The following is a 22,795-nucleotide window of genomic DNA, read 5'->3' as shown; positions in this document are numbered from 1 at the left end:
TTCCAACGGCCGTAACCGAATCACCGCCGCATCCCCACCCCCAGGAACTAAAACCGTATTATTCTGAACTTGATGATCATATTGTCGATAAACCCAGCGTTTAGAAGCAATAGAAGGGGTGTCTAATAAAGTCAATAACACTTGATTCCACGATTGAAATTCCCCCTTAATTTTAATTCCTGATATTGTAGATTCCGGTAAATTTTCCGGTTGCCATTGCCAAGCTATTTGAACATATTCTGGCGGTTCTGATAATATTTCTCGCGGATATAATGGCGTATTTTCTGCTAAAGCATCCGCCGGAATTTCCGCCGCAATTTCCCCTTGAAATAAAATTCTAACTATTGGTTCGGCAATTACAGTTCCCGCCACAACCGCTTGTAATCCCCAACGATGGAAAATATCAATTAACTCCTGTTCTCGCCCTTTTTGAGCGACAAATAACATCCGTTCTTGGGATTCTGATAACAGATATTCATAGGCAACCATTCCCGTTTCCCGTACCGGAATTAAGTCTAAATCTAGCTCAATTCCTACCCCACCTTTTGCCGCCATTTCTGATGTTGAGCAGGTAATTCCAGCCGCTCCCATATCCTGGGCTGCTACCACCGCACCCGTTTTAAATGCTTCTAAACAAGCTTCCACTAAAGACTTTTCTAAAAACGGATCTCCCACCTGTACCGCCGGACGATCTTGAATCGATTCTTCACTTAATTCGGCACTGGCGAAACTCGCTCCCCCCATGCCATCCCGCCCCGTTGTTGAACCTACATATAACACCGGATTGCCAATTCCAGAAGCACCAGATTTGACAATTTCTGGGGTTTCCATTAACCCAATTGCCATCGCATTAACTAGGGGGTTTCCGTTATAAGCTGGATCAAAATAAACCTCTCCCCCAACAGTTGGAACCCCGAAACAATTACCATAATGACTAATACCAGAAACCACCCCTTTAAATATTTGTCTAGTTCGGTTATCTTCTAAGGAACCAAACCGCAAGGAATTTAACGCCGCAATTGGACGCGCTCCCATCGTAAAAATATCTCTTAAAATTCCCCCTACTCCCGTCGCAGCACCTTGGAATGGTTCAATAGCTGAAGGGTGATTATGGGATTCTATTTTAAAGGCAATATGCAGCCCATCACCAAAGTCCACAACTCCGGCATTTTCTCCTGGGCCAACTAAAATTCGTTCTCCCGTCGTCGGAAATTGTTTGAGCAGAGGGCGGGAATTTTTATAACAACAGTGTTCGCTCCACATCACCCCAAACATCCCTAATTCCGCTTTGTTGGGATGTCTTCCTAAGCGTCGGACAATTTCTTCATATTCTTCGGGTTTGATGCCTTCAGAGGCAATTTCTTCAGCAGAAAAGGGACAATTATTTTTGGTAGACATCTATACAAGCGATCGCACTTTTCACCACAGCATTTCCCATTCTATCTTCTCCTAACTCAAAACTGATTTGATTAAAAAAATTGCCGACTAGATAGGAGCTACCCTTGACAAATTCCCGCAGCCGTCGTACAATAATCATACGGCTAACATGGACATACACTTGATTAAAAAATCAATATACAAACACAACCCCCCGATGTCTAGTTCCCCAAACCCAATTTTTAACAACTATTCCACCCATCAATATTGGATGAGTCGGGCTTTAGAATTAGCGCAACAAGCGGGAGAAGCCGGAGAAGTTCCCGTTGGAGCTATTATTATTAATCAGAATAATCAACTAATTTCCCAAGCCCAAAACCGCAAAGAAAGAGACTGTGACCCCACCGCCCACGCCGAAATATTAGCCCTACGAGAAGCAGGAAAAATCTTAAACAATTGGCATCTTAATACCTGTACTTTGTACGTCACCCTCGAACCCTGTCCCTTATGTACCGGAGCAATTTTGCAAGCTCGTTTAGGCTTACTGGTTTATGGCGCAGATGACCCCAAAACCGGAACTATCCGCACCGTTATCAATCTTCCCGATAGTCCCTGTTCTTACCATAAATTATCGGTTTTAGGGGGAATATTAGAATCTCCTTGTCGTCAACAATTACAATCTTGGTTTGCTCAAAAACGCAATTAAATAGACAATAAAAAAACTGTCCTGATCACGATCAATAAAACCCTTTAAACTGTTTAATATCAAGTTAAGATGTTCATACAGCCAAGAAAACCGTTATGCTCATCTTTGATCTAATCAATCTTTTGCAAAAATGTCCATATCTACAAAAGAAACACAGGTTAATTCTGACGTTTCTCCCTTGCTGGCTTCAATTGTTTATCCCTTGGGACGACATCTGGTTTTACCATTTTATTTTAAATCCTTGGAAGTCATCGGCCAAGAAAATCTTCCCCAACAAGGCCCTATTATTTTAGCACCAACCCATCGTTCCCGTTGGGATGCAATTATGATTCCCTTTTCCACAGGTCGCTATGTCACCGGACGGGACTTGCGGTTTATGGTTACGGTTGATGAAATGAAAGGACTACAGGGGTGGTTTATTCGTCACCTCGGTGGGTTTGCAATTAATCAAAAACATCCGACTATTTCTACTATTCGTTATGGAGTAGAATTGCTGCACCAAGGAGAAATATTAGTGATTTTTCCAGAAGGAAATATTTTTCAGGATGACCAAATTCACCCCCTGAAATTGGGACTGGGACGTTTAGCCATCCAAGCGGAAACTAGCCAGGAACATTTAGGAATTAAGATTGTCCCGATTTCTATACGCTATAATCCGATTATTCCCTGTCGGGGTTCTAGTGTTAAAATAAAAATCGGTACTCCCTTATCTGTGAATGATTATTGTCAAGGTTCAGCCAAGAAAGATGCTCAACATCTGATTCAAGATTTACAATTAGCACTGAACCAAATTGATCAACACTAAGTGTTATCATTATAACTACTTTTAATTAATAAGCTGTTAAGCATGATGGACTCTAGCTTGAATTTTAAGCCCGGTCAAATTGTGGGATTAAATCATCAAAACAGTTGTTTGTATGCAGAAGTAATTCAAGTTGTAGAAGTTCGAGAAGTTTGTTGGGTAAGACCTTTAATGTTAATTCAAGGATTATCTGAACATCCAGAAGACAATTTTTCGAGTTTTGGGTTTACCCCAGAAACCTTTATTTTATCTGATTTACGCCAAAGTCCTGATTTAATTTGGCCAACGCGATTATTTAGGGCGGCTTTGGATACGGAAGTTATTACTTTCTTAGCCCAGTTAGAGTCTCCAGACACTAATTCCCCTGGAGTTAAACGGGTAAATGCTTGTTCTGCTCACCAACAACTTCAAGACTTTATCGGTCAAGTTTGGCGAGCTTCTGCTAATGTTTTTGAACCAACTGAGTAAATATCCAAGAATATTTTATTTTTGGATATCGAAATTTTCAAAGTTGAACCTATTTACTAATAGCTAGAAACTAAGCGAATGCGCCCAGCATCCATTTCTTCCATTAATAATTCTAAGGCCTCATAATCGACATCTGAAACATAACCCATTCGGGTTAATTCTGTATTAATCGCATTTTCAATTTCAGGAGTCAGACATCTAAAATAGAGAGCCTTTTCAACCAGTTTACGAATCATATTCGTCGTTGCTGACATAGTAGGTAAGGATAACTCGCATATTTTTATTATCTTATAAATGGTGATTTTTATTTGTGATCATATCCTTTTATTCAAAGTGATCTTTATCACCTAATATATGGGAACTTTGATAACATTTATTTAGTCCCAATTTCATCTACCTTGAGGTAGATTTTAAGTATATTTTAATACAGTTGACCCAAAAGTTATTTTAAAAAATTAATTGTTTTTTAGGTTTTGTCCTCAAATATTTGATTACACGGTATTGCTACAATCAACACGATGGCAACATCAATGGTAATCTTAAAATATTGTCGTTATTAATAGGGTGAGGTTTGCCTTGAATGTCGCAGTCGAGAAACTAATTACACCAGAAATTCATCAACCTGCCCGTTATCTGGGTCAGGAGTTAGGCGCGAAACGCAAACCTTGGGAGTCCGCCGTCGTCCGTTGGTCGTTAACCTATCCTGAAGTTTACGAGGTCGGAGTCTCAAACCTTGGCCATGTTATTCTCTATAATATCTTAAATACTCAACCTCGGCAATTATGCGATCGCGCCTATCTCCCAGCGTCGGACTTAGCAAAAAAATTACGCGAGACTAAAACCCCTTTATTTGGTGTTGAGTCCCGTCATTTTTTAATAGATTTTGATATTTTAGGATTTAGCCTCAGCTACGAATTAGGGGCAACAAATATCTTAGAAATGTTAGATTTAGCTGGAATTCCCCTAACTTGGGAAGACCGACAAAATTATTCGGTTTGGGGTGATAATCAAAATTCTGATCAACCCCATTATCCCTTAATTTTTGCCGGGGGACAAACGGCCACATCTAACCCCGAACCCTACTCGGATTTTTTTGATTTTATCGCTTTAGGAGATGGGGAAGAATTATTACCAGAAATTGGATTAGTTTTAGAAGAATGCAAGAAAAAAAACTTAGATAGAAAAGCTGTATTACTAGATTTAGCCCAAATTCCGGGGGTGTATGTTCCCCAATTTTATCAGATGGCAGAAGATGGTTCTGTTCATCCCAAACATTCTAATGTTCCCGCCCAAATTTTAAGACGGGTAGCCGCACCAATGCCCGCCTATTCGATTAAATTTGTTCCCTATGTACAAACAGTTCATGATCGGTTAGTAATTGAAGTGAGACGGGGTTGTACAAGGGGATGTCGTTTTTGTCAACCCGGAATGTTAACCCGTCCGGCGCGAGATGTGGAACCGGAAGATGTGATTCAAGCTGTTGAAAAAGGGATGAAAGAAACGGGTTATAATGAATTTTCCTTATTATCTTTGAGTTGTTCCGATTATTTATCCTTACCCTCGGTGGGAATGGAAATTAAGAACCGTCTTAAAGATTATAATGTTAGTTTATCTTTACCTAGTCAACGGGTAGATCGCTTTGATGAAAATATTGCTAATATTCTAGGGGGAGCGCGACAAAGTGGGTTAACTTTTGCCCCAGAAGCGGGAACCCAAAGAATGCGAGATATCATTAATAAAGGGTTAACCAATGAAGAATTATTAAAGGGAGTTAAAACCGCCTTTGACCAAGGTTGGGATAAAATTAAACTCTATTTTATGATTGGTTTACCCGGAGAAACCGATGCCGATATATTAGGAATTGCCGAAACCGTTGCTTGGTTAAAACGAGAATGTTCTGCTAAAGATCGCAGAAAGTTAAACTTTAATTTAACTATTTCTAACTTTACACCTAAACCCCATACTCCCTTTCAATGGCATTCAGTTTCCACAACAGAATTCCAACGCAAACAGAAATTATTAAAACAAGAATTTCGACAAATGCGAGGGGTAAAAGTTAACTTTACTGATGTTAGAATCTCGGCTATGGAGGATTTTGTTGGTCGAGGCGATCGCCGTTTAGGGCCAGTGGTGCGTCGGGCTTGGGAACTTGGGGCGGGAATGGACTCCTGGTGGGAAAGTTTAGATCGGGCTTTTGGCGCTTGGACACAGGCTATAGAAGAAGCAGGTTTGAGTTGGAAATATCGTCGGGTGGAAAGCGGGGAATGGAATTTAATTGAGGGAACAGGGAACAGGCTGCTTCGTGAGCTTGTCGAACGAGAACAGGGAATAGGGAACAGCCCCCCAAACCCCCGCGCACGGGGGGCTAGAGGGGGAGGGAATAGGGAATAGTCAAGAACAGGATTATGCAGTATTATTAGATCAGCCCTTACCTTGGGATCATATTGACAGTGGAATTGATAAAAATTGGCTCAAAGAAGATTTAAAACTGGCTTTAGAAGCTGCTACCGTTCCCGATTGTTCCTTTGAAAGTTGTTCCCATTGTGGAGTTTGTGGAACCGATTTTGGTCATAATATTGTGATTAAATCTCCCCCAATTCCCCAATTTGCCGGAGAATTTATTCCTAATTCTCAACGAGTCCAACGTTTAAGAGTTAGATTTGGAAAATTAGGAGATATGGCTTTAGTCGGACATTTGGATTTATTCAGATTATTTGATCGGGCGATTCGTCGGGCTTCAATTCCCTTAGCGTTTACCGGAGGATACCGTCCAAATCCGAGGATTTCCATTGCTTTTGCCTTACCATTAGGAGCAACAAGTAGCGGAGAAATTGTGGATTTTGAATTAACAGAATCCATGAATATCGAGGAATTTCGCCAAAAATTAGCCCAGGGTTTACCCGATACCATTCCTCTATATCAAATTCAAGAAGTACCCATAGACTTACCATCCCTAACGGATGCGGTGGAAAAAGCAGAATATTATTTAACCGTAAATTCCATAGCAGAAATAGACGCTATCCCCGAATGGTTAAATTGGATTAATGCAGTTAAAGCCACATCAGAAATTTTATGGGAGAAAACCACAAAATCAGGGAAAAAGAACATCATCAATTTACGAGAACAATTATTTGAACTAGAAATGATTTCCGAGGAAGATCAATTGTTGCGTTATGTGGGGAGTTGTCGGAATGATGGGACACAACTACGACCCGAACTGATGATTAAGATGTTAGAACAGGTAACTGGCAAAGAATTCCAACTGTTACACATTCACCGCCATTCACTTTTAACGCGACCCGAAAAGATTTCTATATCTGGTTGGTGATAATTTGTGTTTACGACCGTGCTATAATGAAACCCGGTAAGCCAAGTTTTGTAGCATAGTGGGCGGGTTCGCCTGAATCTAGGCTACAAACCGACAATATTACAGATTGCAGGTTAGAAGCGGCTATAATAAACTGATCAAACCGGAAGCTCACCTGTACTTAAAGTTAGTGTAGGTTCTTGACTGGTAGCGCACCTGTTGATCAGGCGGTTGGGAAATCAACCAAACCCTAATGTTACTAAAAATCAACGGAAGAAAGTAGCAAAAAACTTTTTCTGGCATCTGTCTTGATACCATAAAGAAACAAACACTTTCAATGGCTAGATTTAAGTTCATTGAGGGCAGTTGGGGGAGAGATCATCTAGCTTGGAATGTGCGATCTAGGCTGTAGTCCCTAAAGTTTTCGTAGATACGGATACTATATTGGTGAGTTAGTCAAGAGGTCAACCCCTGTCAAACCCAAGTATTCCTTTGGACAGAATCATGATGAAGGCAGATGGATAACAAATAACCGCCTATAATTTCATTTTCCCATAACCTTTAAAGGCTTAAATTTGATGGATTTTGGATATTAAATTTGGGTGTTTGTTAACCGTTGATTTTCAATGATCAAAACCTGATTCCCTCTTGCGGTTTGCCCGTTGGCTCGGTGTGTCCTTGGTGTCTTCCTAATGGCGATAAAATTCGCATTAATGAATTTATCGAAAAAATGGGTTTAAAACCCCTAAGTTCTACTTAGGCTTTTTATTCAATTGTATTGTATACTGAAGAAGAAGATTTTAAGAGCAAAGAATGAAGTTAAGGTATCGGTATAGAATCTACCCAACAGACCAACAAAAGGGGCTAATATCCCGATTGTTTGGTTGTTGTCGTGTGGTTTTTAACGATGCCTTAGCTTACTGTCAAGATCAATACCGTGCGGGTAGTAAAAAGCCTTCTAGTGGCGAACTTTCTAAAAGACTTACAGAACTCAAAAAAACCGAGGAGAAAATCTGGTTGGGAGAGGTTTCCTCTATTCCCTTACAACAAAGTTTAAGGGATTTGGAGCAGGCTTATTCTAACTTTTTCAAATCCTGTAAAGTCCAAAGAAAAGGCAAGAAAGTTAAGCCACCTAAATTTAAGAAGCGTAAGTCTAAACAGTCTGCTAAGTTCACCGACAATGGGTTCAAACTCTATCCTAATTCTGATTACATTTACCTAGCCAAAATTGGTGATATCAAAGTGATTTGGAGTAGGGAGTTACCCGCAATTCCTTCTGGTGTTACCTTAGTCAAAGATAGTGCTGATAGGTATTTTGTGAGCTTTGTAGTTGAGTTTAATCCTCGGCAATTAGCAAAGAACGGACAAAGTGTTGGAATTGATTTAGGAATCACCGATTTTGCTACATTAAGCGACGGTGAAAAAATTAAATCTCCTCAACCTTTAAAGAAACAATTAAAGCGTTTGAGGAGATTACAGCAAAATTTGTCAAGAAAACAGAAGGGTAGCAGAAGAAGGGAAGTTGCTAGAAAAAAACTAGCCAAACTTCACGCTAAAATTTCTGATACCCGAAACGATTTTTTGCATAAGTTGTCAACTAAGATTATTCGTGAAAATCAAACAATAGTCTTGGAAGACTTAAATGTTTCAGGAATGGTTAAAAATAGGAAATTAGCCCGTGCTATTTCTGATTTGGGCTGGCGTAGTTTCAGAACTATGTTAGAAGCCAAGTCAGTCATGTACGGGCGTGATTTTCGAGTAATTGATAGATGGACTCCCACTTCTCAAACTTGCTCTTGCTGCGGTTTTCGCGGTGGCAAAAAAGAGTTGAGTGTTAGAGAGTGGACTTGTTTAAATTGTGGCGAATCTCATGATCGAGATATCAACGCAGCAATTAATATTTTAGTCGCCGGAGGGCTTTCGGAGACTTTAAACGGACGTGGAGAGAAGGTCAGTCTTTCTGCAAAGAAAGCATCGTCTCTGTGAAGCGTCAACCCATCCAGCATTTCAGCAGCTATCTCCTGAGTTTGTCGAAGGGTTGATTTGTTGAAATAGATGGAATCCCCGTCCGTTTTACGGCGGGGCGGATGTCAATAATCACGTCAATATTGTTAGGTACACGCAACGTAGGTGCTTTCAATATTGCTAAGTTTTGAGGGGATTGAATGTCAAAGCAAATTATTATCGCAGAACAGCAACGAATCGCTGCTGTTTTTTCAGAAGATCAAATTCAAGAACTGGTTGTAGCGACCGGAAATCACCAAGTTAGTGATATTTATCTGGGTATCGTGGAAAATGTCCTACCAGGGATTGATGCGGCTTTTGTCAATATTGGAGACCCGGAAAGGAATGGATTTATCCATGTTTCTGACCTTGGGCCATTACGATTAAAACGCAGTTCCGGCTCGATTACCGAACTTTTAAGTCCCCAGCAAAAAGTGTTAGTGCAGGTGATGAAAGAACCCACCGGAACTAAAGGCCCTCGGTTAACGGGAAATATTTCCTTACCCGGGCGGTATTTAGTATTAATGCCCTATGGCAGAGGGGTGAATTTATCCCGTCGCATTCGCTCAGAAAATGAACGAAACCGTTTAAGGGCCCTAGCCATTTTAATTAAACCCGCCGGAATGGGTTTATTAGTCCGCACAGAAGCGGAAGATATGCCCGAGGACGCGATTTTAGAAGATTTGGAAAGCCTACAAAAGCAATGGGAATTGGTGCAACAGGAAGCCCAATCTTCCCGGCCTCCGGCTCTGTTAAATCGAGATAATGATTTTATTCAACGGGTGCTCCGCGATATGTACAGCACCGAAGTTAACCGAATTGTGGTCGATACCAGCACCGGGGTGAAGCGGGTTAAACAACATTTGATGAGTTGGAGTGTGGGCAAAGCTCCCCAGGGGGTGTTAATTGACCACCACCGAGAACGGATTCCGATTTTAGAGTATTTCCGAGCTAATGCAGCCATTCGAGAGGCTTTAAGACCTCGGGTAGATTTACCATCGGGCGGTTATGTTGTGATTGAACCAACGGAAGCCCTAACGGTAATTGATGTTAACTCTGGCTCCTTTACCCGTTCGGCCACCTCCCGGGAAACGGTGTTATGGACAAATTGCGAAGCCGCCACCGAAATCGCCCGTCAGTTGAGGTTACGCAATATTGCCGGGGTGATTATTGTGGACTTCATTGATATGGATTCCCGCCGAGACCAATTACAAGTGCTGGAACATTTTAATAAAGTCCTGAAGGCCGATAAAGCCCGACCCCAAATTGCTCAATTATCAGAATTAGGGTTAGTGGAATTAACCCGCAAACGCCAGGGCCAAAATATCTATGAATTGTTTGGCAAAACCTGTACCACCTGTGGAGGCCTAGGCCATATCGTTCAGTTACCCGGAGAACCCGAACCCGAACCCGCAGAAACCCCGGAACGAGTCGTGATTCCTAGTAATCGGATTATTCCGTCGCCGAGCAGTGGGGACAACTCAGAACGGCCCAGTTTACGTCCGGTTCCGGTTTATGAACAGCCGTCTTCCCGGGAAGAACCCGAAGTTTTAGATTTTGAGGCGTCTGAGGGTTTCCAAGAGTTAGAACTGCTCAACCATCCCAGTTATCAGGATATTGGCGCCAGTAATGCCCGTCGCCGTCGCCGTCGCATTCGGGATATGGATTCTTTAGGACAAGATGAGGAACTCCCCGCCCCTGGTGTTCGGGTGGCTCCAACGGTGAACTATGGGGAACCTCGCACGGATGTTGGGTTTAGTGAAGGGTTCTCAGGACGCAGTGGATTAAGTGAACGCAGTCGCCCCACAAAATCCGAAATTATTAAACCTTCGGTGGAACCAGCCGAGGTGATTTCGGTGGAAATGACTCCAGAGGAACAGGAGGTTTATGCGTTGATGGGGATTTCTCCCTTGATGCTCTCCCATGAACAGGTGAAAAATTCTCGCTCTGTGATTGTCACGGTTCGCTCTCCAGGGGAATCCCCTGTTTCTCCCACGACTCTGATGGATGAAGACTCCGATGAAGGACAAAACCTGCCTCTGTCGATTGGGTCGGGTGAAAGAACTATGCCTGAACGGTCAATTTCTGAACGGATTATTCTCGACCGAACCATAACCGATCGGACAAGTTCACCAGTAGTTATTTCTGAGCGGATTGTTCCCGAACGGTCAATTTCTGACCGGATTATTCTCGAACCGAAAAAACCGGCAATACTAGAAATACCAGAAATAATAGAAATACCGGAAATAACAGAAACACCGAAAATACCAGAAACCCTAGAAAAAATTGAAGAACCTGAAACAACAGTAGAATTTTTTGTACCGGAAACTGAGGATGAGTCACCATCGGAGGATACCTCTGAATCAGATAAGGATCATCAACCGGGTGAACCGATTATTCGCCGCCGTCGCCGTCGGTCTTCGGCTCTGACGGATTAAGAACAGTTATGGGATATTGAGGGTTAACAGTTAATTGCTAACCCTCAACCCAAACCTAATTACTTAGGTAACTACTTGACTTCAATAATTTCTGTATCCCCGATTTCTTGATTCTCAACCATGAAGGTTTCATGACCATTTCCGTTTAAACTAACCCGAACTTCATTACGTCCTGCTGGTAGTTCCGAAAGATAATACCAGTTTCCATAAATTCGGGTGACTTTCTTCCCATTGATATAAAGGTGAGCGTGTCCTTCTTGATAGGAGTCGCTGGGTTGATTGGCTCTTTCTGGTGTGAATTTAAAATTAGTCAATTTCAACTCTAAATTCCATCCCTGACGGGCATCAGGATGGACAATCAGATCCACCGATGGTATGGGTTGACCAGGGGGAATCGAGATCATTTTATGGTGAGGGGAAGATGTATCATGTTGTTGTTCATGGGCTTCAACAGATGATAAACCTAATCCAGTAAAACTACTCAAAATTGTTCCCAAAAGGAGAGAAAACCCAATCACAATAGTTTGGTTTTGTTTGAAATTAAATTGGCAATTCATCAAATTAACTCAAGTAAATAAAATGGATTTTTTTATGGTCTGATATTAATTTTTTTACCTAAATATTAGTTTTGTCAAAAGACAGCTTGTCAAACTTAAGCACACTGATCACAGTTATGGGCGGGTTTATTAAGATTGGGGTGATTCACAAAGATTGAATAAACCCGCCCCTACAAATGATTACTGATTTTTGATCTATATCTATCCTAAAATAGTAATATTCGGATCATCAGCAATAAAGTTAGCTGCGGTGAGTTGAACTGGGGTTATCCCTTGTACTAAACCATAAAAGGTTGTTCCCGATTGAATTGATGTGGATACTAATGCTGTACTACCATCGACTTGTACGGTGACAGGCGTTAATGTTAGTTGGGCAAAAGTTATCCCCGAAGGTAACATAATTTTATCGGTTCCGCCAAGAAAATCGGTGATTAGGTCGGCTTGATTTAAGCTAGTTGCGGCGATGGACGCTCCAGGTAACACAAAAATATCAGCATCGGCTCCCCCCGTGAGTTTATCTTGATCCGCATCACCAATCAAGTAATCCGCACCTGCACCGCCATCTAAGACGTCTGCACCTTTACCACCCCGGATAATATCATTTCCCACACCCCCCAATACGGTGTCATTGTCCAGGTTGCCATTGATTAAGTCATCTCCCTCTTGACCATCAAGGTTATCTGACCCTTTGCCGCCACGAATAGCAATCCGAATGGTATTGGCTGGAATTGTTAAAGTGCGATCGCCATCATTACCACCTCCGGCTAATATTTTATCATCCCCTAAATTGCCATTAATATTATCAGCCGATACGCTTCCCACAATGAAATCATTTCCATTTAAGGCTTGAATATAAAGGTTGGTTGCTGTTGCCGGGACAAAGGTATTATCGGCGGCGTTGGTAAACAGAAATGATGTAATTCCTTGGTCAACAAATGTTGTATTCCCACCCCCTGGCGCTGGAACATCTGGCCCTGGAATACCGGGAGATGCTGTTGGTGTTGTCCAAGTAATATTAGAGGTGGGAGGGGGTGCGGTGTTAGGAATATTAGAGTTGATAATATCTTGGCCTTTCAGATTCACAACGTCTTCAATTAACCCAATTCCTGCGGTTTTTGTGGTGGTATCGGCATAAAAATCAACAATCAATAAATCTTGAGTTGGGTCAATTTTGCCATCAATATTTAAGTCAATAGCCAGATTTTTTCCTTGTCTTTCTAAACCATAACCCGTTGTACTAGGGCCAGATAGTAATAGCGTTATACCTGGAATAAAAAGACTGTCTGCTGCTCCTCCGGCATCTTGAATTTCAGTGCCATTACCAGTAGTAATAACGGTGTAGAAATCATCGCCTAAACCCCCTTTCAGGGTATCTTTTCCTCCGGCTCCAGCCAAATTATCACTGGCCGCACCCCCAATTAAAATATTATCGCCCCCGGCTCCAGTCATATCATTGGGAATACCAGGAGCGCCAGTTATATTTTCAATCGGCCCAGTAATATTATCGGTGGCAATAACAACACCACCCCCGTCTAAAACTTCTCCCTTTGTGGTTAAATTAACTGTAATTCGATTAGCTCCAACCGGAAAAGTTGGGGTGACTTTTTCATAGGAAAGGTAGTCAATTCCATCTCCCCCATCGACATTATTTGTTCCTAAACCGCCAAAGAAAGTATCGTTTCCATCTCCACCAATGGCGTTATCATCTCCTTCTCCCAAATCGAAAGTATCGTTTCCTTTGCCACCATCACCGATGTCATTCCCCTTTCCACCGAGGATAATATCATCTCCTAGACCGCCAATCCCATAATCATTGCCATCGCCTAGGGTAATACTATCATTACCATCTCCGCCATTAATAGGATTATCGTCTCCGCCTCCGGCATCAATAGTATCATTTCCGGCTCCACCATCGGCTTTATCAGACCCATTCAATAAAAGGATAGTATCATTTCCGGCTAAATCAGATTCTTGAATCGTAATTAGAGGAATCAGAGGTAGACCATCTTTGGTAATGGCAACCAGTGGAAAAGCACCGATTTGAAGAACATCACCTAAATCTGTTCCTTGGAAAGTAGCCATTTGTTGTTCCTTTTGTTGTAAAAAAATGTTAAATCCTACTTCAAGCTAGTTTAAATATTCAATACTGTCAATATTCCTGATGATCAATATTATAAATCTTAGATTTTTATAGCAATCTTATCGGCAATCAATTGTTTAAATTAATAGCAATAAATTGATTAATCAAACCTCCGGGGCTGAGATTGGCAACAAATCCCAAAAATTGATTAGAATTGATCACAGAAATTAAAGTTCCTGGAGTGCCATTAATAACGGTAGACGTGAGCAGAATATTATTTTGATTCAAACCCTCGGTTAAACCAATTTGATCCTCACCGATGATAAAATCCGTAATAATATCCACATTATTCATATTACTGATAGCCGCACTAACAGGAAGAATAAAAATATCATTTCCTGAATTTCCTGTGAGTAAATCCTGTCCCTGGTCACCACTTAATAGATCATTTCCCTCCCCTCCGAATAGGGTATCATTACCTTGTCCACCAAAGAAGATATCATCTCCCCCTTGACCCTGGAGAATATCATTGCCTTGTAATCCTTGCAAAGTATCATTCCCATCCCTTCCGGTTAGAATATCATTGCCCGATGTCCCTAATAATACTTGTGGCACTGCAAGGGAATTGATCAGTTTTGTCGAGTCAAAATAGGCATCCCCCAACACCGGGTTAGTAATAATCGGAGGGACAATAATTCCTTGGGTTACTAATTCTTGACTAGGCGGGTTAAATCCCCCAAAATTTATCACTGCACTACCGCCATCATTAACAAAAAATATAGACATTTTGTTTTTTGGTATGGATAGGAGATAGACAATCTGGCGACGGGGAAAATATAGAACCTTTAATAAACAAGCAACAATCGGAAACGATAATGACTATTTTGTTCTTATGAGAACACTTAGACAATAAATCACTATTATCTCCGGCTAATTGTCCATTACCTATTGCCTATTTCCCGTGATTATTGATATTATTATAACACTTGAAAAATCAATTACCCATTCGTAATTCGTAATTCGTAATTCGTAATTCCTAATTACCCCATTCCCAAAAAGTTGTTAAAAATAATGAAGATTCGGGATGCAGTTGAGACGGACTTACCAGCAATAGTTGATATTTATAATGCCGCGATTCCAGGGAGAATGGCGACAGCAGACCTGGAAATGATCTCGGTGGAAAGTCGAATTCCTTGGTATCAAGAACATCAAGCTCAGACTCATCCGGTTTGGGTGATTGAGTTAGATGAGCAAATTTTAGGATGGTTGAGTTTCCAAATCTTTTATAACCGTCCAGCCTATAACGGTACAGCAGAAGTGAGTATTTATGTTCATCCTAAATATCAAGGTCAGGGAATCGGAAAAAAACTATTAACCCAAGCGGTGCACCACAGTCCTAGTTTGGGATTAAAAGCGTTACTGGCGTTAATTTTTGCCCACAATCAACCCAGTTTAGAATTATTTAAACGCTTGGATTTTGAACAATGGGGTTATTTACCCAGAGTGGCTGATTTAGATGGAATTGAACGGGATTTAGTGATTATGGGACTTCATCTAACCCCGGCCAAAATTGATTAACTCCAAAATTTAATCCCCGACATGGGAGCAAAAAAAGTATTTTTGAGTCTATAGACTTGGGATTCTACAAAATTAAGGAGCTTATCCAATTAACTGCTGATCTCGGAGATCGGCAGTTTTTTTTATTGGCTTTAGCGACGTTGTACAGGTAATCCTGGTGCGGTCTGAAGGTCAAGATCCCGATAGGAAGGTTGGGTCAGAATTGACGTGCTGTAGGGATTAATTAAATCGGCTGTACGAATAATCGGGTCGCTACTGGTTTGGCGCAGCATTCCATCCCGATACAATTGATTCACGAGACGGGCATCATTGGTCATTAGGGTTTCGGGAAAACCATTGATACCGTTGGGCCAAGGGAAACTAACCCCTAAATAAGTAGACATTTGACCCAGTAAGGATTTGTTTTTAAAGACATCCCCAGAAGTTCTTGAGGCTGCTCGCATAAATTCTTCCGCAAAGGGTTGATAGGTGGTGGGATAGTCCTTAAACATCGGTTCAGCTTTGACAGCAGTGGCTAACACCGTCGATGCGATCGCCCCAACCACAGCATAGCTCAGGGATTTTAAGCGGTTATTCATAATCCTAGTTCCTCGATAACTCGTTAAATCTTAACCTGTTTTGTTAATCCCAGCCTTGACACTGGACACACCAACCAACGTGGAGATGTGAACTTTTTTGAAGCTTATGCTCATTTTTGTAACGAGATTGCCTATCCCTGCGTAAAATATGAGCTTAATAACTGCTACAAGTTCTTCAATAATTAGAGGAGAAAGAAACCCCATGGCAGAATTGATTAAACCCTATAATGGCGATCCCTTTGTCGGCCATCTGTCCACGCCGATCAGCGATTCCGATTTTACCCGTGCATTTATCGGGAATTTGCCCGCCTACCGTAAAGGTTTATCTCCTTTACTGCGGGGCTTAGAAGTCGGTATGGCCCATGGTTACTTTTTGATCGGGCCTTGGATTAAACTTGGGCCATTACGCGATCATCCCAGCGCCGCTAATTTAGGTGCATTAATCTCAGGAATTGCCTTAATCCTGATTGCCACGATTTGTTTATCTGCTTACGGATTAGTTTCTTTCCAAAAAGGCGATTCAAATACTGGCGACTCTCTGCAAACCTCTGAAGGTTGGAGTCAGTTTGCTGGTGGTTTCTTCATCGGTGGAATGGGTGGCGCTTTTGTTGCCTTTTTCTTGCTGGAAAACTTCGGTTTAGTTGATTCTATTTTCCGAGGCTTGGTTAATAGCTAATTTAGCTTTTTACCAAACATCAAAACTTTCTAACATTCAATAGGAGAATTTGATATGACCGGAGCTTATGCAGCCTCTTTTTTACCTTGGATTTTAATTCCCGTGGTTTGCTGGTTAATGCCAGTTGTGGCAATGGGTTTATTATTCATCCACATTGAAAGCGAAGCTTAGATCTTTGTTTTGATTCGCTAAAAATCTCCGCCATTATGGTGGGGATTTTTTTGTTTGTTTAAGGTTATTAAGTATTTAAACTATGCACCCTAGCGAGCGAGGACGCTCACACTACTTATACTTTCGATCTTAATAGATAAAATAGAGAATATTGAGATCAGGAGGATTTTATTTAAGTCAGATTCACTTTTAACCAACTCAATATATCCCTCAAGGTTATAGTTAAATTAGAGATGAATTGAGGAACCGGAATTACAGCATCCAGTTCATCAAAAAACAGGGGTTGTTGTCCTGAAGGATAAACAAAAATAGACTTTTCCTCTGGAACAATTAACCATCCCATTTGACAACCGCAATTCAAACAATGTAAAATATTACTGGTAACTTTAATTGTGCTTTGTTCCGGGGATAAAATCTCAATTGTCCAGTCAGGATGAGCTTTAAAACTATTAGCAATATCTCCATCATGATCAAGCGGAATTCGTTCCCAGACAAAAACTGCTACATCAGGAATAATAGAACGACCGCCAAAGGTACATCTTAACTCAGGTAAAGCTAAAGCGATCGCTTGTTCTTCAGCCATATTATTAATAACTGTAACTAATTTACCTTGTAGTTTACTATGTTTTCCTTGTGGCATGGGTTTCTGGATAATTTGACCATTAATATATTCATTTGCGGGTTTGGTTTCGGGTAAGTTAAGAAATTCTTCTAAACTCAATGTTTTGTTAAGAATTTGTACCATTATTGCTTCCTTATCAAGAATTATTTAATAGATTATTCAACCTTGACAACCGCTTTTTGCGAATAACTGCTTCTAATTTAGCATTAATTTCTTCTAATTCTAAATTAAACTGTTCCATTTCTAAATGAGTCCGGCGTAAATTGGCTAATAGTCTTTCTCTTGTTGTCCGATCAGGAATAGGGTGTTGTTGGTTCATGGTAAATTCCACTCTAATTTTACTTCTTCTAAACTGCGTTCCCATGCGAGAATTCTAGCTTGAGTTGGGATATTATTGACAATATTATCGAGACAATCTTTGTGACTGACCAACAATCTCTCTAAACCTTCCCCATTTCTACTCTTTTTGATTATCTTCTAAAGCTCTAACTGCCGCCTGAATTAAATTATAAAAAACAGGTTGAGACACATCAACGGTTTGAGCATCCTGACGACTTTTTCCTAACAGTCCAAAGCGTTGACCTTTTTTTATAGCTAATACTTCTCCTTTCTGATTTCGGATTTTTAATTCTTGGGTATTACCAACATAAGATAAACTACAACTATATTGTTTATCATTATAGTCAAATTCTGCACTTTTATTGACTTGATGGTGTGGAATTTCTGGAGATTCGGGTAATCTCGCCCCGGCTAATTCTAATTCTATATTGGTTTGACCATTCCAGTTATTTTCTTTTAACTGATAGGCGATATCTAAACAGTGGGGAAGGGGAAAATATTCCCCCCAACGCCAAGCCATTGCACTAATAGTTGGTAAGGCAGTTAGTTGAGTATGGGAAAATTTATCTTGAGTTAAGGTGAGTTTAATATGTCCTTTTCCGACAACTTTTTGTTGAACAATTCTAACATTAGGAGTCCAAAATGTAGGTGCGTTATTTTCTATACCACAGGGATGTAATTGATTAATTTGATCATAGAGATTAAAGTTGATTTCACTTAAACTTGCTTGAGCATCAATTTTAATTAAGGGTTTAAGATGTTCTAATTCTAAACATTGATGGGCAAATTCACTTAATCTGGTTCTAATTTTATCCAAGTTTTCTGCGGGGAAAGAAAACCCTCCGGCGGCTTTATGTCCTCCAAATTTACCCAGTAAATCTTGACAATATTCTAAGGCTTTAAAAATATCAAATTCCGCAATTCCCCGGGCTGAACCTCGAACTATTTTAGGGGATTCGGTTTCGTCTTCTGACTGTTCATAGGTTCCAATAAACACCGGAACCCCATATCTTTCTACTAACCGAGAAGCGACAATTCCAATCACGCCATGATGCCATTCCGGTTGCACAACTACTAACACCCTTTCTTGTTGAAAATCAATCTGTTGTTCTTCTACCCAAGCGATGGCTTCCTGTTGAATTTCTTCACATAATAATTGTCGTTGTTGATTGATTTGTTCACATTGCATTGCCCGTTCTAAGGCAATTCCCATATTTTCTGTTGTTAATAATTCTATCACAATTTGGGGGTCGGCTAACCGTCCAATGGCGTTAATTCTTGGCCCTAAACGAAAGCCAATATCATCGGGTTTTAGGGTTTTATTATTGGTAGATGGGAGGGAATTTTCGGGCTGTTCTTCCGATTTTACTTGATATCCGGTAGAGACTCCGGCCACTTGAATTAAGGCTTGAATCCCGGTGATTTGGGAATAGGGAATTAACTTTAACCCTCGTTTTAACCAACGTCGGTTAACTCCAACCAAAGGAGCTAAATCCGCAATAGTTCCTAATGTAAATAATTCTAACAATGGATTGACTAATCCTTGAATTTTACCTAATTTTTGAGACAAACAAATGGCTAAAACATAGGCAACTCCCACCCCAGCTAATCCTCGATAGGGGGATAATAACGGTAATAATTTAGGGTTGAGAATCGCGTCGGCTGGGGGTAGTTTTTCAGGTAAATCATGATGATCGGTAATAATTACAATTAACCCTAATTCTTTGGCTCTAGCAATGGGTTGATAGGCAGAAATCCCGTTATCAACCGTGAGGATAATTTTAACGTCTTCCTGATGAAATTCTTCTACTATTCGGGTATTAATTCCATAGCCTTCTTTCATGCGGCTAGGAATAGCATAATTAACATTAGCTCCCAAGGTAGAAAGCGATCGCATTAATAAAGCCGTACTGGTCATACCATCGGCATCATAATCCCCACAAATTGCGATTTTATCACCCTGATTAATCGCATTTTCTAATAGTTCTACACTTTTTTCTAAATCCTTAAATTCCTCCAGGGGAGAGGGTAAAACTTGAGATTCAGGAGTTAAAAAAGCCTCCGCTTGTTCCGGGGTTTCAATCCCACGATTAATTAAAACTTGGGTAACTAATGGGATAATTCCCAGGGTATCTGCTAACTGTTGAGCAAGTTCAGATTGTTGCGGGAAAATATACCAGCGTTGATTCGGGAGGTGATCACAATTCAAGGATTCCGGGGAAGAAGGTTGCACAGTTTATTAAGATTAATCTAAATAAAAGAATACTCTATTATATCAAAATTATTGTTATTTTTAACAAAAATTAAGGGGGTTTTATTGATAAAATCAGGAGCAAAATATTACCTAAAAAATCAGGTATTTTTTGCCCTGATCGCAATTTGGGTTTTATTAAGACAGATTAATACCGCTTAAACTGCAACTTTAACCCCTCGCCAAAATGCAATATGACCCTCAATATTTTTAGCCGCAGATTTTGGTTCAGGATAATACCAAGCGGCGTCCTTATTAACTTCACCTTCAACAACTACATTATAATAACTAGCAACTCCTTTCCAACTACAAGTTGTATGGGTGTTACTTTCTTGAAAATATTCACGGTTGATGGAGTCCGAGGGAAAATATTGATTACCATCAACGACAACGCATTTGTCACTTTCTGCTAAAACTGCACCATTCCAAACCGCTTTCGGCATAAATCTCCTCTAAACTTTGTAACTTTATCTTAAAATTTAACACCTTTAAGGCATTAAATAACTGTTCTGGGTTCTGAATTACAAAAAATTATCGGGATATCCCAACCATTTACCCAGTTTTAATTATAAAATAAAAAAGACGTTTTATCTAAATTACGAGCAATGTCAGGGCTAATTTCTACTCCCTTCGCCCAACCCCAATCCCTAGAACAGTCTCTTAAACATTTTTTTGGTTATGATTCCTTTCGACCCGGACAGCGCGAAATAATTGACCAAGCGCTACAAAAGCGAGATTTATTAATTATTATGCCCACCGGAGGCGGAAAGTCTCTGTGTTTTCAACTTCCAGCTTTATTAAAACCTGGATTAATGATTGTTGTGTCTCCTTTAATTGCCTTAATGCAAGATCAAGTGGAGGCATTACAAGATAATGGAGTTGGTGCTACCTTTCTCAATAGTACCCTAACGGCTGCGGAAGCAAAATCGCGGGAAACGGCAATTTTAAAAGGAGATATTAAACTGCTTTATGTTGCCCCAGAACGATTATTATCCGACCGATTTTTATTTTTTTTAGACACCCTAGAAGAACAGTTGGGAATCTCTGCTTTCGCCATTGATGAAGCCCATTGTGTTTCTGAATGGGGACATGATTTTCGCCCAGAATATCGAAAATTAAAACAACTGCGAATTCGTTATCCTAAAATCCCAGTTTTAGCCTTAACAGCAACGGCAACCAACAGGGTGAGACAGGATATTATTCAACAGTTAGAGTTAAAAAATCCCTATATTCATGTTGCCAGTTTTAATCGCCCTAATTTATATTATGAAGTGATTCCCAAGAAAAAACAAACCTTCACCCAGCTATTAAAAATTATTCAGGATGTGGGAGGTTCGGGAATTATCTATTGTTTAAGTCGAAAAAACGTAGAAGACTTGGCATTCCGATTACAAAATCATGGGATTTCAGCCCTACCCTATCACGCCGGACTTGAAGATAAATTGCGGTCAGAAAATCAGACTCGGTTTATTCGAGATGATGTTCAAATTATGGTGGCGACGGTTGCCTTTGGCATGGGAATTAATAAGCCCGATGTACGCTTTGTAATTCATTATAGTTTACCCCGAACCTTAGAAAGTTATTATCAAGAATCCGGTCGGGCGGGACGGGATGGAGAATCGGCTAGATGTACATTATTTTTTAGTTATGGTGATATTAAAACCATTGAATATTTAATTGAACAAAAACCCGATCCCGATGAACAACGCATCGCCCGTCAACAGTTAAGACAAATGTTAGATTATGCCGAAGCATCGGAATGTCGGCGCACCGTTCAATTGAGTTATTTTGGTGAATTTTTCTCGGAAAATTGTGCAAAATGTGATAATTGTCAGACACAAAATCCGGTGGAAGATTGGACAATTGAAGCGATGAAATTTTTATCTTGTATTGCCCGATGTCATGAAAGATTTGGGATGAATTATATTATTGATGTATTAAGAGGATCGAAAAGTCAAAAAATTCTGGATCGACGTCATGATCAACTTTCTACTTATGGTATTGGTAAGGACAAAACGGCGGAAGAATGGAAGAATTTAGGCCGATCTCTTTTACGTCAAGGACTCTTGGATCAAACCACTGATGGTTATGCTATTTTAAAGTTAAATTCCCGCAGTTGGGAAGTGATGAAACGGGAAAGAACCGTTGAAATTACTGTTATTAAAGAACAAAATGTCGAAAAATCGACTCGTTCTTTAGCAATAGAAGCGGAAATGTTATTTGAACAGTTGCGCCAACTTCGGAAAAAATTAGCCGATGAACAATCTATTCCTCCCTATATGGTTTTTTCCGATTCTACGTTAAAATTAATGGCACAACAACGACCCCAAAATTTAGAAGAATTAAGTCAAATTTCTGGAGTCGGGAGTTATAAATTAGAACGTTATGGTAAAGAATTTACTGAAGCTATTTTTACCTATTGTCATGGACAAAAATTGTCCAATTCTTCCTCTAAAAAATCAGAATCTAAACGTCTAACCCTAGAAGATTTATCCGATAGTTTAATCATGACTTTATCTTTATATCAAGACGGTTTAAGTTTGAATGCGATCGCCAATGAACGAGGATTAAAAACCAGTACCATTGCCGATCATTTAACTCAGTTAATTGCAGTTAATCAGAATATCAATATTGATAATTTTGTTGAACCTGAACGACAAAAAAAAATTATTCAAGCCATTGAAAAAGTTGGAGATATCAGCTTAAAAACAATTTATGAATGCTTGGGAGAAAACTATAATTATGAAGAAATAAAAATGGTTAGAGAATACTGGCGACAGCACCCTAATTAACTCGTTGTTGCGCCCGTTGTTGCGCCCGTTGTTGCGCTTCAGCGCTCTT

Annotated in this window: 20 protein-coding genes and 1 pseudogene; 10 read left to right on the top strand and 11 right to left on the bottom strand. The window is 40.2% G+C overall.

Features of this window, described 5'->3' with window-relative positions; genetic code table 11:
* Both purL and AC559H_RS19770 read right to left on the bottom strand, forming a co-directional pair.
* On the bottom strand, positions 1–1,398 hold a 1,398-nt coding region (gene purL, locus AC559H_RS19775), incomplete at its 3' end, for a phosphoribosylformylglycinamidine synthase subunit PurL (protein WP_036843410.1).
* Positions 1,382–1,537 (bottom strand): hypothetical protein, encoded by a 156-nt coding sequence (locus AC559H_RS19770; RefSeq protein WP_155806307.1) that lies wholly within the window; start codon positions 1,535–1,537, stop codon positions 1,382–1,384. The genes AC559H_RS19770 and purL, both read right to left, overlap by 17 nt.
* Positions 1,538–1,594: 57 nt before the next feature.
* Between AC559H_RS19770 and tadA the strand changes: the two genes are divergently transcribed.
* The 3 genes from tadA (at position 1,595) to AC559H_RS19755 (ending at position 3,353) form a co-directional block, all read left to right on the top strand.
* Positions 1,595–2,083 carry a tRNA adenosine(34) deaminase TadA gene (tadA, locus tag AC559H_RS19765; protein WP_026795187.1) on the top strand — a complete coding sequence of 163 codons (489 nt, stop codon included), beginning with the start codon at positions 1,595–1,597 and terminating at the stop codon, positions 2,081–2,083.
* Between the two features lie 130 nt (positions 2,084–2,213).
* The gene (locus AC559H_RS19760) at positions 2,214–2,888 is read left to right on the top strand and encodes a lysophospholipid acyltransferase family protein (RefSeq protein ID WP_026795188.1); all 675 of its coding nucleotides are present in this window, start codon (positions 2,214–2,216) and stop codon (positions 2,886–2,888) included.
* A 42-nt stretch (positions 2,889–2,930) separates the two neighbouring features.
* On the top strand, positions 2,931–3,353 hold the full coding sequence (locus AC559H_RS19755; RefSeq protein WP_330949800.1) for a hypothetical protein: 423 nt from the start codon (positions 2,931–2,933) through the stop codon (positions 3,351–3,353).
* 56 nt (positions 3,354–3,409) lie between these two features.
* Here the strand turns inward: AC559H_RS19755 and AC559H_RS19750 are convergent, their stop codons facing one another.
* Positions 3,410–3,607: a hypothetical protein gene (locus tag AC559H_RS19750; RefSeq protein WP_026795190.1), complete on the bottom strand. Its 198-nt coding sequence runs from the start codon at positions 3,605–3,607 to the stop codon at positions 3,410–3,412.
* A 322-nt stretch (positions 3,608–3,929) separates the two neighbouring features.
* Between AC559H_RS19750 and AC559H_RS19745 the strand changes: the two are divergent.
* From AC559H_RS19745 to rne, 3 genes and pseudogenes are all read left to right on the top strand, one after another.
* Positions 3,930–6,681 (top strand): annotated as a pseudogene (locus tag AC559H_RS19745) (TIGR03960 family B12-binding radical SAM protein).
* Positions 6,682–7,473: 792 nt separating this feature from the next.
* The gene (locus tag AC559H_RS19740) at positions 7,474–8,646 is read left to right on the top strand and encodes an RNA-guided endonuclease InsQ/TnpB family protein (RefSeq protein WP_043938993.1); all 1,173 of its coding nucleotides are present in this window, start codon (positions 7,474–7,476) and stop codon (positions 8,644–8,646) included.
* Between the two features lie 179 nt (positions 8,647–8,825).
* Positions 8,826–11,102, top strand: coding sequence for a ribonuclease E (gene rne / locus AC559H_RS19735; protein ID WP_026795191.1), 2,277 nt, complete (start codon positions 8,826–8,828; stop codon positions 11,100–11,102).
* Positions 11,103–11,173: 71 nt separating this feature from the next.
* On the opposite strand, the gene AC559H_RS19730 is transcribed toward rne, so the two are convergent.
* From AC559H_RS19730 to AC559H_RS19720, 3 genes are all read right to left on the bottom strand, one after another.
* Entirely contained in the window at positions 11,174–11,659 is a 486-nt protein-coding gene (locus tag AC559H_RS19730) for a hypothetical protein (RefSeq protein ID WP_043937797.1), read from the bottom strand.
* Positions 11,660–11,860: 201 nt separating this feature from the next.
* Entirely contained in the window at positions 11,861–13,741 is a 1,881-nt protein-coding gene (locus tag AC559H_RS19725) for a calcium-binding protein (RefSeq protein WP_052349341.1), read from the bottom strand.
* A gap of 127 nt (positions 13,742–13,868) precedes the next feature.
* Positions 13,869–14,525 carry a calcium-binding protein gene (locus AC559H_RS19720; RefSeq protein WP_051319559.1) on the bottom strand — a complete coding sequence of 219 codons (657 nt, stop codon included), beginning with the start codon at positions 14,523–14,525 and terminating at the stop codon, positions 13,869–13,871.
* Between the two features lie 285 nt (positions 14,526–14,810).
* Between AC559H_RS19720 and AC559H_RS19715 the strand changes: the two genes are divergently transcribed.
* Positions 14,811–15,317 (top strand): GNAT family N-acetyltransferase, encoded by a 507-nt coding sequence (locus tag AC559H_RS19715; protein ID WP_026787894.1) that lies wholly within the window; start codon positions 14,811–14,813, stop codon positions 15,315–15,317.
* Positions 15,318–15,448: 131 nt separating this feature from the next.
* On the opposite strand, the gene AC559H_RS19710 is transcribed toward AC559H_RS19715, so the two are convergent.
* Positions 15,449–15,895: a hypothetical protein gene (locus tag AC559H_RS19710; RefSeq protein ID WP_042154851.1), complete on the bottom strand. Its 447-nt coding sequence runs from the start codon at positions 15,893–15,895 to the stop codon at positions 15,449–15,451.
* A 202-nt stretch (positions 15,896–16,097) separates the two neighbouring features.
* On the opposite strand from AC559H_RS19710, the gene AC559H_RS19705 reads away from it, so the two are divergent.
* Positions 16,098–16,571 carry a photosystem I reaction center protein subunit XI gene (locus AC559H_RS19705; protein ID WP_026787895.1) on the top strand — a complete coding sequence of 158 codons (474 nt, stop codon included), beginning with the start codon at positions 16,098–16,100 and terminating at the stop codon, positions 16,569–16,571.
* A gap of 54 nt (positions 16,572–16,625) precedes the next feature.
* Positions 16,626–16,742, top strand: a complete 117-nt coding sequence (locus AC559H_RS19700; RefSeq protein WP_026787896.1) for a photosystem I reaction center subunit VIII — start codon at positions 16,626–16,628, stop codon at positions 16,740–16,742.
* A 172-nt stretch (positions 16,743–16,914) separates the two neighbouring features.
* Here the strand turns inward: AC559H_RS19700 and AC559H_RS19695 are convergent, their stop codons facing one another.
* The 4 genes from AC559H_RS19695 to AC559H_RS19680 all read right to left on the bottom strand — a co-directional run bounded on the left by AC559H_RS19695 (position 16,915) and on the right by AC559H_RS19680 (position 20,397).
* Positions 16,915–17,487 carry a Uma2 family endonuclease gene (locus AC559H_RS19695; RefSeq protein WP_026787897.1) on the bottom strand — a complete coding sequence of 191 codons (573 nt, stop codon included), beginning with the start codon at positions 17,485–17,487 and terminating at the stop codon, positions 16,915–16,917.
* Positions 17,488–17,500: 13 nt separating this feature from the next.
* Positions 17,501–17,683, bottom strand: a complete 183-nt coding sequence (locus AC559H_RS19690) for a hypothetical protein (protein WP_026787898.1) — start codon at positions 17,681–17,683, stop codon at positions 17,501–17,503.
* Between the two features lie 138 nt (positions 17,684–17,821).
* On the bottom strand, positions 17,822–19,936 hold the full coding sequence (locus AC559H_RS19685) for a single-stranded-DNA-specific exonuclease RecJ (RefSeq protein WP_043937801.1): 2,115 nt from the start codon (positions 19,934–19,936) through the stop codon (positions 17,822–17,824).
* Positions 19,937–20,112: 176 nt separating this feature from the next.
* A complete protein-coding gene (locus AC559H_RS19680; RefSeq protein WP_026787900.1) occupies positions 20,113–20,397 on the bottom strand; it encodes a DUF427 domain-containing protein in 285 nt (94 codons plus the stop codon).
* Between the two features lie 162 nt (positions 20,398–20,559).
* Here AC559H_RS19680 and recQ point away from each other — a divergent pair, with 162 nt between their 5' ends.
* Positions 20,560–22,746: a DNA helicase RecQ gene (gene recQ, locus AC559H_RS19675; protein WP_026795192.1), complete on the top strand. Its 2,187-nt coding sequence runs from the start codon at positions 20,560–20,562 to the stop codon at positions 22,744–22,746.
* Positions 22,747–22,795: the final 49 nt, after the last annotated feature.

Source organism: Planktothrix prolifica NIVA-CYA 540, assembly GCF_963864145.1.
In the GTDB taxonomy this organism is placed as follows: domain Bacteria; phylum Cyanobacteriota; class Cyanobacteriia; order Cyanobacteriales; family Microcoleaceae; genus Planktothrix; species Planktothrix agardhii.
The sequence above is the reverse complement of the archived record's forward strand: the minus strand, read 5'-3'. Positions and strand labels throughout refer to the sequence as shown.

Bases quoted from the DNA above. Each gene is read 5' to 3' on its own strand.
- AC559H_RS19770 (WP_155806307.1), bottom strand. From the start codon at position 1,537: ATGATTATTGTACGACGGCTGCGGGAATTTGTCAAGGGTAGCTCCTAT.
- tadA (WP_026795187.1), top strand. From the start codon at position 1,595: ATGTCTAGTTCCCCAAACCCAATTTTTAACAACTATTCCACCCATCAA.
- AC559H_RS19760 (WP_026795188.1), top strand. From the start codon at position 2,214: ATGTCCATATCTACAAAAGAAACACAGGTTAATTCTGACGTTTCTCCC.
- AC559H_RS19755 (WP_330949800.1), top strand. From the start codon at position 2,931: ATGATGGACTCTAGCTTGAATTTTAAGCCCGGTCAAATTGTGGGATTA.
- AC559H_RS19750 (WP_026795190.1), bottom strand. From the start codon at position 3,607: ATGTCAGCAACGACGAATATGATTCGTAAACTGGTTGAAAAGGCTCTC.
- AC559H_RS19740 (WP_043938993.1), top strand. From the start codon at position 7,474: ATGAAGTTAAGGTATCGGTATAGAATCTACCCAACAGACCAACAAAAG.
- rne (WP_026795191.1), top strand. From the start codon at position 8,826: ATGTCAAAGCAAATTATTATCGCAGAACAGCAACGAATCGCTGCTGTT.
- AC559H_RS19730 (WP_043937797.1), bottom strand. From the start codon at position 11,659: ATGAATTGCCAATTTAATTTCAAACAAAACCAAACTATTGTGATTGGG.
- AC559H_RS19725 (WP_052349341.1), bottom strand. From the start codon at position 13,741: ATGGCTACTTTCCAAGGAACAGATTTAGGTGATGTTCTTCAAATCGGT.
- AC559H_RS19720 (WP_051319559.1), bottom strand. From the start codon at position 14,525: ATGTCTATATTTTTTGTTAATGATGGCGGTAGTGCAGTGATAAATTTT.
- AC559H_RS19715 (WP_026787894.1), top strand. From the start codon at position 14,811: ATGAAGATTCGGGATGCAGTTGAGACGGACTTACCAGCAATAGTTGAT.
- AC559H_RS19710 (WP_042154851.1), bottom strand. From the start codon at position 15,895: ATGAATAACCGCTTAAAATCCCTGAGCTATGCTGTGGTTGGGGCGATC.
- AC559H_RS19705 (WP_026787895.1), top strand. From the start codon at position 16,098: ATGGCAGAATTGATTAAACCCTATAATGGCGATCCCTTTGTCGGCCAT.
- AC559H_RS19700 (WP_026787896.1), top strand. From the start codon at position 16,626: ATGACCGGAGCTTATGCAGCCTCTTTTTTACCTTGGATTTTAATTCCC.
- AC559H_RS19695 (WP_026787897.1), bottom strand. From the start codon at position 17,487: ATGGTACAAATTCTTAACAAAACATTGAGTTTAGAAGAATTTCTTAAC.
- AC559H_RS19690 (WP_026787898.1), bottom strand. From the start codon at position 17,683: ATGAACCAACAACACCCTATTCCTGATCGGACAACAAGAGAAAGACTA.
- AC559H_RS19680 (WP_026787900.1), bottom strand. From the start codon at position 20,397: ATGCCGAAAGCGGTTTGGAATGGTGCAGTTTTAGCAGAAAGTGACAAA.
- recQ (WP_026795192.1), top strand. From the start codon at position 20,560: ATGTCAGGGCTAATTTCTACTCCCTTCGCCCAACCCCAATCCCTAGAA.